The organism is Undibacterium sp. GW821-FHT11H02, from assembly GCF_058808015.1.
In genome coordinates, this window is the sequence record NZ_JBXARG010000014.1 from 1 (window position 1) to 12,501 (window position 12,501).

Below are 12,501 nucleotides of genomic sequence, written 5' to 3' on the forward strand. Positions count from 1 at the left end.
TTTCTGTTCTCCTTTGGCACATAAGTTTGCCTCAAGATCTCTAGTTATGCATGGCTTGATTTTACGGGAGGGTTACACACAGGCGACTCGACTATCAAATTTATTCAAAGATGAAAATTGATGCCGGCGGTGCATTTGTTAGAGTCGACCGACTTATCCATCCAGTTAGTCGCAGAGCGTGTTGGTTATCAGAATGGGACCATGCTGCGGCATTTGGTTGAGCGGGAGTTGGGGGGCCTAGGGGAATTCGGTAGTTTATAGAGTTTATAGAGTTTATGCGTTGGGTTTTGCATCTAGATTGAGAGTGCTCTAAAAGGGGTTGCATCGATAAAAATTAATTGATGCTGACCCCTTTCGTTCGTTGGGGTGATTGGAAGCTACATATGTGTCAACTCCAAAAAATAATTGAGACTGACCCTATCGTTATGAAAGCTTATCATTGCTCTTTCGTTAGTGCTCCGTTATAAGCACACAATCACCATTCGTTAGAGAAACTTCGATGTTTTTATATTTCATTTTTTCGATCCTCCCATCTTTAAATCTAACCACAACTTTGTCGTTCCTGCCTATTTTTTCTTGACTTCTCACGAGGGGTTTTTGAGAAATTACAGCTTTAGTCGTATTTTTCAATAAATGAATAATTGAGGCTCGCATCACTATTGGAAAATTTTCAGGAAAATGTAGCAATTGCATGTTTGAAATGGTTTTTATGACATCCAAAACTGACATTGCATATTTCACGCTAGCCGCATCATGGTTAGCTAGTAATAATACATGAGCACGTATGTATCTGATTACAATATTCCCTATCCTTGCAATCTCAATATCTTTAATGTTGTCGGGTGCTTTATCCCAGAAGGACAGAATTTCGTTTGCACGATTAAAATCACACCTCTCTAAATAAATATAGACTAGCGAATAAATTGCACTGTAGTCAAATTCATCTTTTTCGAAAGTATCGGTCTCCAATAAGTCTAAATAAGCTTGTTCATAGAGGGCCCAATGACTAATATCGACTACGATACCAAGGGCCAACAATTTTCTTCTAATATTTGATTCGATAATTTCTGCATTTAAGTTCAACAATTTTTTGAGAAACAACATAGCCAATTCGGCCCTACCCGAGTCAATTATTTTAACAAATAAGTAATCCGTAATTTCTCGAATATCAGTACTATGTTCTGATAAATTCGTCAATATATGTTCAAATATTGAATCTGCTTTAGCAAGCTGATTTTGGTCTGCAAGATTAATTAAAATTGAATTTATTACGATGGGTGTCAATGCCCAATTATCGGCAGTGTGGCTTTGCTTTTGGATTAATAACTTATGTTCCAGAATGCATTCGCATGCCGAAAATATAAGTTCTAGCCGTTCGTTTTTGTCTTCGACTAAATCCGCCATAAACATTAAAAGGCTCGGCATCTCCGGCGCGTTATTTTGGTCGATGGCGACATTAAGTTCTTTTTTCGCATTCTCAATATCGTTCAACGATACCAAAATATTTATCAAGTTAGATCTCGCCCTGGACAGAAGTGGCAACCAATTAATATCATCATTTTCTTGTGCGATAAATTTTTGTGAAGCTTCAATAATCTCTCTAAACATCCCCTGCACTTTTTCACTATTGATAGGGCCAATTTCAAACAATACTGCCGCAAGCATTGACATACAATCATAGTATTGATACGGCGACTCACTCTGTTCAATTCCCTCAAGTGCCTCATTAAAAGCCTTCGCCGATGCTTCGAATTGTTTTATTCGATAATAGGATAAGGCCAATATTCTTTTGCTAAAAAAATAGAAGTCTGCATATCTTTTCTTCAACGGTTGCAATGAAAGGTAATGAATGGCATCGACATATTTTTCTAAGTAGTATGAACTCACACCAACATAGTAATACGGCATATCCTTCAAAACGTTCTCTGTCGTCTGTGAAATATATTCAAGATTTGCTTTAATAGACTCGGAATAATTTCCTTCGTCAAAATACTTTTGTGCCAATTGGACAACCGAGAATTTCTGGCGATCTACTTGACGAATCCAATCATCAGACAGAGCAAGTTCAATAATTCTATTTTTTATAAATACCTTCCGTGTATTTATATCTAATCGACTTATTCCCGACAGATATAGACGATTTCTTAGTGGATCTGAGATTGTTTCAGAATAACCATGATAAATTGACGTTATGGCAGTACGGATGTCTTTGTCATCTTCAACAAGTGTCCTTATGTGATCAATCGGAGGGAGATCAAAGCTTGTTAAATAAAGTTTTTTAATTATTGTTTCAACATCGGAACGTTTAATCTGTGAGTGTGCCAAGATGTGATCTTCAACCGCGGAGCAGACGTCCCAAGTGATACGCGGGTTGCCATTGGTCCATTCATAAATACATTCAGTTATATCTTCGGTGAAATTAAGCTTAGATCGAATGATAAATTCTTCAAATTCTATGTATGAAAAATCCTCAAGATAAATTTTTTCACCAATATTAAATGGAGATATTTCTCTATTTTTTATGATTTCCGTCGGTTCCGCAACTCCTGACAAAACATATGTAATCCGAGAGAATTCGACGAAGTTTGCTCGACCAGAAAAGTAAATACTTCGAATTAACGAAAATATTTGATCCGAATATGTGGTCTTCGTAAGTGAATCTATTTCGTCTAAAAATATCACAAGTTTTCCCGTGATCGCACGTAAGATCAAAAGCAATTCGACTTCATGTTCTTTATGGGGTAACAATGTGCTTAAAATTCTTTGTTCATGAATTCTTTTTCCAATTTCAAATAACTTTGATTCGGAAGAATCAAGAATGACATCAATGACATTTCTAAAAAAACTCTGAAGATCAGGATAGTCATTGGAAACATCGAGATACGTAAAAATATCTTGTTCTGTCGAAAACTCTCTGCGTGCATTTAAAAGTAAATTGGTTTTGCCCATTTGCCGGGCAACTAAGACGTAACCTGGCCTGCCCATATCCTCTATAATCTGTTTTAGTTGTCTATCAGCTGCTCTCCTAACATAGAGGCTATCAGGAATAATCGTTTGCGCACGTAAGCGTTTAGTATTCATTTTCACTACCAATCAAATTGACGAATTGTTTTTTGTAGAATTAAAATATCCGCAGTGGCATACGGCAAATCATTTGACTTATGTCTTAAAAATGCTTTAAGAAATCTCGGAGCACCTTTGCATTCCAAAAGTAAAGTTCCCAAAAAATCTGTTTGAATTGCAAGCAAAGGGAGTCTATCAATAATTAGAAAATACAATTTTTCTAATTCACTTTCAGCCCAAATTGGAATCGAACGTATAGCCATATATTCCTTGAACTTACTGCTAGCAATAAAGCTAGGGTCTTCAATTGATGAAATAATAAATTTGGTACCTGCCTCTGAGTTTTGTTTGACCGAATTCATTAGATCCAGAACAAATTGGTAGAAGTTTTGTACTTCATTATCTCGCTTCTCGTTTATCGGCACCTCATCCAAGTAAAGCACAATCGAAGATTGTTTTGCATAATTAGCTAGCAGATTGGATAGCGCAGATAGAGTTGTTGGTGTATTTGTACACCCCCCGATTTCCATTTGAACGCACGTCTCTGCGATCTCTTTTAAACACGACTTGGGAGAAAAGTCGTCAACCAATTGTGAGAATGAAAGTTGTATAGGTTTCTTGCCGTTCAACTCTAAATAATGCTTTATTAGAGATGTTTTTCCAGTTCCGCTTGGACCTGTAAGCCACAAGCTAGACGAATTCAATACTTGTGAAATTTCTGAATCTATATTTCGTTCAAAATAATACTCTCTGCACGATGAGTCATAAACATCGAAAAGTACCTTATTTGCCTGATGCTGCAAAGAATTGACCTCGGATAATCGAGAATTGACTTGGATAGAATCGATAACAGGAGTGTTCACCTGAATAATTTTAGAGAATTTATGGTCAAAAAAATTCACCAATAATCGATGCGTTGCGTGTTCTTGATCGGAAGGTTTGGCAATATTTGAATGATTTGTTTTTGCAATTAGTTGTGGATTACCAAAGTATCGGCCAGCTGATTCTCTGGTAACAATTGGCGCCAAAAATCGACAATATTTGGTGTGCAAATACCCTTGAGTTTCAATAGCCTCAATACCGACTATCTTAAAATTCTGTTCATCGTCGAGAAAAGATTTGAAACGATTGTCTAAATCTCGAAGTAATTCGCTATTTTTTTTTAGTTGTTTTCCAGCTCTATTTTTAATAAATTCTGAAACTCCTTCAAGTATGTTTGCATATTCGGACCCCAAAGACGGAGAAGCAATAAGCACAAGTCCAATCGATTTGTTAGCTAGGCTATTTCTTTTATTGTCAAGTAGGTATCTCGTAATAATGCCGCCAAGACTGTGGCAAACAAAGATAATATTTGCAAAATTTAATGGTGTTCTTCGGCCGCCAGACTGCTTGGTCGAAAGCAATAAATACAATTCGTTTGAACAATCTAGTACGCCGTAGTCATCTGAATCCACCCCTGTGAAATAACCACCAAGGAAAATAGAAACATTCGGAATTCGATCATCCCTTTTTACTATATCGGGCCAATAAGTTCCACTACAATTAGTCCAGCAACTTTGCGAGTCAGAATTGAATCCATGTACAAAGACCACTGCAACATCAGATTCATCCGAGTAGGAATACCAACCTGCATTCTGAAATGCACCGTTATTTTCGGTTGTTTCTTGGTCATCAGATCTTTGCAATAATGTTGCTATATTTTGTATTTGCATGAAAAGTATTAAGTAAATTTATAATCAAAGGGGTCAGCATCGCATTCTTAAACCTGGGGTCAGTTCTAACAATTAAACATTTCCCTTTCAGTTCCGAAATTCATAACCCAACAAAAAAGCCCAACAAAATGCTGGGCTTTTTCAGATTCAAACAAACATCAAACGTCAATATTCCCAGCCCGCAAAGCATTAGACTCAATAAACGCACGACGCGGTTCAACATCGTCGCCCATCAAAGTCGTAAAGATCTGATCCGCAGCAATCGCGTCTTCGATCTGCACTTTGAGCAAACGGCGTACTTTTGGGTCCATCGTGGTTTCCCACAATTGGTCTGGGTTCATCTCGCCCAATCCTTTGTAGCGCTGTTTGGAGACGCCGCGTTCGGCTTCTTCGCGTAGCCAGAGCATGGCGTGGTGGAAGTCTTGTACTGCGATTTCTTTCATGCGCTCGCCTTCGCCACGGCGGATGAAAGCGCCTTCGCCTAACAAGCCTTTGAAGGTTTGTGCGGCGTTTTCTAATACTTTGTAATCGCTGCTTTCGACAAAGTCGGCGTCGATGCTGCTGACTTTGACGTTGCCGTGGTACATGCGCTCTATGCGCAGGCTGAGCATGCCTGAGAGTTCGTCACTGCGAACGACGGCTTTGACGGCTGGATCGTTCATGGTTTTGGTCAACTCTTGCGCGGACAATTCAGCGTTTTCTGGCGTGTCCATTTTCAGTGCGACACCGGTCATGATCGCGGTCAATGCAGCGCGGTCGATGACGCGTGTTAAGCGTGTCATGATGGCGTTGGCAAGGTTGAATTGACGTACTAATTCGCCGAGTGCTTCGCCGACGATAGGCTCTGCGCCTGTGCTTGGTGTGAGCGATGCGCCGTTCAATGCAACGGTAGTCATGTAGACCGCTTCCTCGGCGTCATCTTTCAGATAGCGTTCGTCGCGACCTGCTTTAACTTTGTATAAAGGTGGTTGTGCGATGTAGATGTGGCCGCGTTCTACCAATTGTGGCATTTGGCGATAGAACAGGGTCAATAACAGCGTACGAATATGAGCACCGTCGACGTCCGCATCGGTCATGATGATGATGCGGTGGTAGCGCAATTTGTCGGCGTTGAATTCATCTGGGCCGATGCTGGTGCCGAGTGTGGCGATCAGTGTCGTGATCTGCTCGGAGGACAACATTTTTTCAAAGCGGGCTTTTTCTACGTTCAAGACTTTACCGCGCAGTGGCAAGATCGCTTGGAATTTACGATCACGACCTTGTTTCGCAGATCCACCCGCAGAGTCACCCTCGACGATGTAGAGTTCGCACAGCGCTGGGTCTTTTTCTTGGCAGTCGGCGAGTTTAGACGACAATCCTAAACCGTCCATGACGCCTTTACGACGTGTGAGTTCGCGCGCTTTGCGGGCAGCTTCACGAGCGCGCGAGGCTTCCACGATCTTGCCGCAAATGATTTTGGCGTCGTTTGGACGTTCTGCTAAATAGTCGGTCAAAGTCTTAGTGACGATTTCTTCCACCGGGCCGCGCACTTCGCTGGAAACCAGTTTGTCTTTGGTTTGTGAACTGAATTTTGGTTCTGGCACTTTGACGGACAGTACGCAAGTCAAACCTTCGCGCATATCGTCGCCAGTGACTTCCACTTTTGCCTTCTTGGCGTATTCGTGTTCGTCGATGTATTTGTTGATGACGCGTGTCATCGCTGCGCGCAAACCGGTCAGATGTGTGCCACCGTCGCGTTGCGGAATATTATTGGTGAAGCACAGCACTTGTTCGTTGTAGGCGTCGTTCCATTGCATGGAAACGTCGACCGTGATGTTGGTGCCTTGGTCAGACATCTTTTCGCCAGTGGCTTGGAAAATCGTTGGATGCAAGACCGATTTGTTTTTGTTGATGTATTCAACGAAACCGCGGGTACCACCTTCAAACGCGAACAATTCTTCTTTACCTGTGCGGTGATCGTTCAACTTGATGCGTACGCCGTTATTCAGGAAGGAGAGTTCGCGGATACGTTTCGCTAAGATTTCGTAGTGGAATTCGACGTGCGTGAAAATTTCTTCGTCAGCCCAGAAATGCACTTCGGTACCGCGTTTTTCTGTATCGCCGATCACTTTAATCGGGGAACAGAGTACGCCATCGATCATTTCTGTTTCGCGATTTTGCGGAACACCACGTACAAATTCCATCGCGTATTTTTTACCATCGCGACGAATGGTCAGTTTCAATAATTTGGATAAGCCATTGACGCAAGACACACCCACACCGTGCAAACCACCAGAAACTTTGTAGGAGTTTTGATCGAACTTACCACCTGCGTGCAATTCGGTCATGACGATCTCAGCTGCGCTACGCTTAGGTTCGTGTTTGTCGTCCCACTTGATGCCAGTCGGAATACCGCGACCGTTATCGGTAATGGAAATCGAGTTATCGGTGTGAATCGTGACATTAATTTCTGTACAGTGACCAGCTAAGGATTCGTCGATGGAGTTATCCAAGACTTCGAATACCAAATGGTGCAAACCTGTGCCATCAGAGGTGTCACCGATGTACATGCCGGGACGCTTACGTACGGCTTCGAGACCTTCAAGAATTTGAATGGACGATGCGCCATAGCCAGCGGATGTGGCGGACTCAGTTGCTGGTACGTTTGCTGGCGTTGCTGTGTTGTCTTGGGTATTCTCGGACATGGCTACCTTCTGAAATTAACGAGCAGTTTTTGGCTGCGATTTTTTTGAAACACTGCTTAAGCAGTCCTTCATTCGTGCATTGTTTGCTTCTTTTGTAGGGCGGGTGTAACCCGCGCTGCTCAGATGTTCAATCGTCTGGCGGCGCGGGTTGCACCCGCCCTACATTTATTTTTTATACTCCCTCTCCCGCAAGCGGGAGAGGGTTGGGGTGAGGGTGGTTAAGTATTCGAATCACCTGAATATGCGATGAAATACATACCTAGGCATTTCAGAAATTCATGGCTTGCTGAACGTCCCTCATCCCCGACCCTTCTCCCGCTCGCGGGAGAAGGGGGTAGGACATCAAATCCGCATCGGCATGACTACGTATTTGAAATCACCATTCTCAGGAATCGTGATCAAGGCTGATGAATTGGAATCACCTAAAGCAACATTAATTTGATCGACTTTGAGGTTGTTCAATACATCTAATAAATACGTGACGTTGAAACCGATATCGACGCTATCTCCGCCGTAATCGATTTCGATTTCTTCAACGGCTTCTTCTTGATCTGCATTCGTGGACAAGACGCGCATTAAACCTGGTTCGATTACACAACGTACGCCTTTGAATTTGTCGGAGGTCATAATCGCGACGCGTTGCAAAGAGCGTAGGAGTTTTTCACGGCTTAAGGTGAAATTGTTTTTGTAACCTTTGGGAATCACGCGGTTGAAGTCAGGGAATTTGCCTTCGACCAATTTGGAAATCAATTCGATATCAGCAAACGTCAATTTGACTTGGTTGTTGGCGATGTCGAGTTGGACTGGTTCGTCTTTGTCTTCCAACAAGCGTTGTAATTCCAAAATGGTTTTGCGTGGAATAATGACTTCTTGACGTGCGAATTCTTGTTCTACTTCGACTTGTGCATACGCCAAACGGTGACCGTCAGTCGCAACCGCAATCACGTTTTTACCATCGACGACTAATAACAAGCCGTTTAAGTAATAACGAATATCTTGCTGCGCCATGGAGAAATGCACCATGTTGAACAAATGCTTTAAAGCTTTTTGCGGCAGACTCACGCTGGCGTTGAAATGCTCAGCTTGGGCGACCGTTGGGAATTCTTCCGCTGCTAAAGTCTGCAAAGAGAAGCGTGACTTGCCTGACTGCACTGTCATCTTTTTATTGTCGAGTTTCAGCGTGACGTCATTGTCATCTGGCAGCGCGCGCAAGATGTCGAGTAACTTACGTGCTGCGACCGTGGTTGCGGTGACTTCGCCTCCAGAACCAATTTCCGCGTGCGTCGTGATCTGCACTTCGATATCAGTCGATAAGAAGGACACTTTTTCGCCGTCTTTGCGGATGAGGATATTGGCCAAAATCGGCAATGTGTGCCGACGCTCGACAATACCACTCACGATTTGCAGGGGCCGTAATAGGGTATCCCTGTGAGTTTTTACCAATTGCATTTTTATATCCTCACTAATGAATTCAATGTTAAAGGATGCTGCATCTATCGCAACTCATTACTTCTTTGCATTGGGAGGACTTGCGAAAAACTGCCCATTATTAGTGTGGCCAATTTTACGTAAATCCTACGCCGGGTTTTGCTGCTAATTACTACTTACTTCTGTCTTTACTCCCTTCTCCCGCGAGCGGGAGAAGGGTTGGGGATGAGGGCGTTTCAGAATCTAGTAAAGATATCGTCTAGCTTAAAAAAATCGATCTTTAAAGTTCACAATACCAAAACACTTTTTCGTTGCTGAACCACCCTCACCCTAGCCCTCTCCCGCTTGCGGGAGAGGGGATATTCAAGCCTCAAACTACCCCTTCAAAGTCTGCTCCAACACATGAATCTCATGGTTGCACTCAGGACTCTTAGCACGATCCGCCGTGATCTTGCGTACTGCATGCAAAACCGTGGTGTGATCGCGTCCGCCGAAGAGTTCGCCAATTTCCGGCAAACTTTTTTGCGTCAATTCTTTGGCTAAATACATCGCAATCTGACGTGGTCTGGCGATATTCGCTGGCCTACGTTTGGAATACATATCAGCGACTTTGATATTAAAAAAGTCGGCGACTGTCTTCTGAATATTTTCTACTGAGATCTGACGGTTCTGTACTGATAACAAATCCTTTAACGCTTCTTTGACAACATCAATCGTGATGTCTTTGCCGTGGAAACGTGAGTACGCCAAGATCTTACGCAAAGCACCTTCGAGTTCACGGACGTTCGAGCGCAAATGTTTGGCAACAAAGAAGGCCACGTCATCTGAGAAGTTGACGCCTTCCGTGTATGCTTTCTTCAGCAAAATCGCGACGCGCATTTCGAGTTCGGGCGGTTCGATCGCGACCGTTAAACCAGAATCAAAACGAGAGATCAAGCGATCATCCATGCCCGTGATCTCTTTCGGGTAGGTATCGCTGGTGATAATGATTTGCTTCTTCGCGGCGATCAAGGCTTCAAACGCGTAGAAGAATTCTTCCTGCGTACGACTCTTGCCACCGAAGAATTGAATATCATCGATCAGCAATAAATCGAGTGAATGATAGTAGCGTTTAAATTCGTCAAAACCTTTGCGTTGATACGCAGTCACTACATCGCGTACGTATTGTTCGGCGTGAATATAGCGGATTTTTGCGTTCGGTTTGTCGTGCAAAATCTGATTGCCAATTGCGTGAATCAAATGCGTTTTGCCTAGACCAACGCCGCCATATAAAAACAGCGGGTTGTAAGAAACGCCCGGATTATTCGCTACTTGTATCGCTGCCGCGCGTGCCAATTGGTTGGCTTTACCGGTAACGAAGCTATCAAATGTCAGATCGAAATTAATGCGCGCATTGTCACGACGCGGCGCAGATTCTGGCGGTGGTTCGTTAGGGATGCCGTCGGTCTGCGCTGCTTGAGATGTACGTTGCCCGTGATCTGCACCATTGCCTTGACCTGAATTGGTAGGTGCAGTCGTGGTTGAAATTGGTTTTTTGCCTGCACGTGGATCGATGATGAATTCAACATCCACGGTGTCATCCCAAAATTGCGCTGCAAATTCGGCGATGCGGCTGGCGAATTGGGCTTTGACCCAATCTAATTTAAAGCGATTAGGCGCGCCTATGCGCAGATGACCTTCTTCAAAGTCAACCATCGTCAAAGGCTTAATCCAAGCACTAAATTGCTGAGGCGTGAGTTCCTGTTCAAGTTGTGAGGAGCAGGCTTGCCAGAAATTTTCCATGAATCGCTTTACTGTTTATTTACTTACTACTTAGGTTTTTGTTCTTATCAAAACCGACCAAGCCCAGGATCACCAGACGATATCGATTTTTTGGGTATTGCTCAATATTTACTATTGCCTGCTATGCCGCGCGATCGCTCATTCAGCTTATCCTCAGCGGCTCTTATGTCATTGCGCAACCGTGAAATGGCGCAATTGATAACAGCGGTTAACTGCTAGTTTGGACGATTATAACGGAGCAATTTGAACTCTTTATCGTTAACTTTGCATTAAATAAATGTTGAAATAATGATTGCATGCGGCAATACTTCAGACCCCGCTATTCTACCCTTCGTGGGCATAGTTATCCACAGGCGAGGGTAAATTTCTTTTCATCAACACTTTTGGAAAACGAAGAAAAACGGGTAAATGGATTGACAGTCGGCTGGAAAATGGTGTCTAATTACGGGTTCCCTACCCTGTTTTGTTAGATGTGTGCTTTTATTGCATTGACGCTATCTTGATAGTTTGTTGATTGCCAGAGCGAGGCCACAAGATGAAACTAAGCATGAGCAGCGGTTTTGGGGCAGTAATCGTGTGAATAGCGTGTTGCTATTGTTTATATGTGCTCTTCCATAACGGGGCATCATCAAAGCAACGGCGCAATGCACTATTACCCGTAATTCCGATTTATTTTTTGCTCAAATAGTGAGATCAACATGAAACGTACTTATCAACCTTCCGTAGTTCGTCGTAAGCGCACTCACGGTTTCCGCGCTCGTATGGCAACACGTGGTGGCCGCGCAGTTTTGAACGCACGCCGCGCCAAGGGCCGTAAACGCCTCGCAGCTTAATCGCGAACATAAATCCAATTCTAGGGCGCATCTCGTCGTTACAAATGCTCGCCATACTTGTGTATGGCTGTGCTTTGCGCCTAGATCTGCATCCCTATAATTGAATTTCTGAATCGCGCTTTGGTCTAGTATCTAGTCAGTTAGTTGATTCAATAGGTTTAAATATTATTGTGACTAATTTGACTACAACTCCTGACCTAGCTCAAAACCAGTTGTCCGGCGGTGATTTTGCGCGGGAGCGACGAATACTTAAAACGGATGAGTTTTCATCCGTTTTTCGTTTACGCCCTGTGCAAAGAACGGCGCATTTTGTATTATATGCGCGCTCTAATGCTTTGCCGCATGCCCGCCTTGGTGTGGTGGCTGCAAAACGTTTCGCACCGCGCGCTGCTACGCGCAATATGATCAAGCGTGTCACACGTGAGATTTTTCGACAGTCTGAACTGATGAATGTGGATTGCATTGTGCGCTTATCTAAGCCAGTCAATAGCAAAGCCGGTCCTGCCACTAACGCGCAATTGAAGCGCGCTTTGCGGGACGAAGTCTTACGTCTGTTCGTTTCGCAACGGGCAGCTAAGTCTGTTCTCACCGTGCAAGCTGTCTCCGTTCCCGAGTCCTCCTCATGAAACCCTTGCTGCTGCTGATCTTGCGTGGATACAAGCTGGCAATTAGTCCTATGCTGGGTCAGAATTGCCGTTTTTATCCCAGCTGTTCAGAGTATGCGATGGAAGCAATTCGTGAATATGGTGCGGCCAAAGGCTCCTTGATGGCAGGCAAACGACTTTGCAAGTGTCATCCCTGGCATCCGGGCGGTATTGATCTGGTTCCTCCCAAGTCCTGGGAAATAACTGCAAGTGCTGGGGATGAAAAATCGACAAATACCCCCACATCCGATGGCACTCATGATGGTGTCCAATTAAGTAGCCACGATGCTACAAAATTAAGCAGCCAAATAAGTAATTAAGTAATTAAACTCTCCGATCTTTAACATATATCAAC

Annotated in this window: 8 protein-coding genes; 3 read left to right on the plus strand and 5 right to left on the minus strand. The window is 43.5% G+C overall.

The window, feature by feature from the left end; translation table 11 throughout:
* Positions 1-450: 450 nt before the first annotated feature.
* The 5 genes from AC1RR2_RS14305 to dnaA all read right to left on the minus strand — a co-directional run bounded on the left by AC1RR2_RS14305 (position 451) and on the right by dnaA (position 10,669).
* The gene (locus tag AC1RR2_RS14305; RefSeq protein WP_493222941.1) at positions 451-3,081 is read right to left on the minus strand and encodes an AAA-like domain-containing protein; all 2,631 of its coding nucleotides are present in this window, start codon (positions 3,079-3,081) and stop codon (positions 451-453) included.
* Between the two features lie 5 nt (positions 3,082-3,086).
* Positions 3,087-4,775, minus strand: coding sequence for an AAA family ATPase (locus AC1RR2_RS14310; protein ID WP_493222942.1), 1,689 nt, complete (start codon positions 4,773-4,775; stop codon positions 3,087-3,089).
* Positions 4,776-4,933: 158 nt separating this feature from the next.
* Complete coding sequence (gyrB, locus tag AC1RR2_RS14315; protein ID WP_493222943.1) at positions 4,934-7,459, minus strand: DNA topoisomerase (ATP-hydrolyzing) subunit B; 2,526 nt, start codon at positions 7,457-7,459, stop codon at positions 4,934-4,936.
* Positions 7,460-7,801: 342 nt separating this feature from the next.
* The gene (gene dnaN / locus AC1RR2_RS14320; RefSeq protein ID WP_186891296.1) at positions 7,802-8,908 is read right to left on the minus strand and encodes a DNA polymerase III subunit beta; all 1,107 of its coding nucleotides are present in this window, start codon (positions 8,906-8,908) and stop codon (positions 7,802-7,804) included.
* A gap of 354 nt (positions 8,909-9,262) precedes the next feature.
* A complete protein-coding gene (dnaA, locus tag AC1RR2_RS14325; protein WP_493222944.1) occupies positions 9,263-10,669 on the minus strand; it encodes a chromosomal replication initiator protein DnaA in 1,407 nt (468 codons plus the stop codon).
* 698 nt (positions 10,670-11,367) lie between these two features.
* Between dnaA and rpmH the strand changes: the two genes are divergently transcribed.
* From rpmH to yidD, 3 genes are all read left to right on the plus strand, one after another.
* Positions 11,368-11,502, plus strand: coding sequence for a 50S ribosomal protein L34 (rpmH, locus tag AC1RR2_RS14330; RefSeq protein WP_061535510.1), 135 nt, complete (start codon positions 11,368-11,370; stop codon positions 11,500-11,502).
* A gap of 170 nt (positions 11,503-11,672) precedes the next feature.
* Positions 11,673-12,128 carry a ribonuclease P protein component gene (gene rnpA / locus AC1RR2_RS14335; protein ID WP_493222945.1) on the plus strand — a complete coding sequence of 152 codons (456 nt, stop codon included), beginning with the start codon at positions 11,673-11,675 and terminating at the stop codon, positions 12,126-12,128.
* Positions 12,125-12,466 carry a membrane protein insertion efficiency factor YidD gene (gene yidD, locus AC1RR2_RS14340; RefSeq protein WP_493222946.1) on the plus strand — a complete coding sequence of 114 codons (342 nt, stop codon included), beginning with the start codon at positions 12,125-12,127 and terminating at the stop codon, positions 12,464-12,466. Before rnpA ends, yidD begins: the two co-directional genes overlap by 4 nt.
* Positions 12,467-12,501: the final 35 nt, after the last annotated feature.

Excerpts from the sequence above, each read along its gene's own strand:
- yidD (WP_493222946.1), top strand. The coding sequence starts at position 12,125 with ATGAAACCCTTGCTGCTGCTGATCTTGCGTGGATACAAGCTGGCAATT.
- dnaN (WP_186891296.1), bottom strand. The coding sequence starts at position 8,908 with ATGCAATTGGTAAAAACTCACAGGGATACCCTATTACGGCCCCTGCAA.
- AC1RR2_RS14310 (WP_493222942.1), bottom strand. The coding sequence starts at position 4,775 with ATGCAAATACAAAATATAGCAACATTATTGCAAAGATCTGATGACCAA.
- dnaA (WP_493222944.1), bottom strand. The coding sequence starts at position 10,669 with ATGGAAAATTTCTGGCAAGCCTGCTCCTCACAACTTGAACAGGAACTC.
- rpmH (WP_061535510.1), top strand. The coding sequence starts at position 11,368 with ATGAAACGTACTTATCAACCTTCCGTAGTTCGTCGTAAGCGCACTCAC.
- AC1RR2_RS14305 (WP_493222941.1), bottom strand. The coding sequence starts at position 3,081 with ATGAATACTAAACGCTTACGTGCGCAAACGATTATTCCTGATAGCCTC.
- gyrB (WP_493222943.1), bottom strand. The coding sequence starts at position 7,459 with ATGTCCGAGAATACCCAAGACAACACAGCAACGCCAGCAAACGTACCA.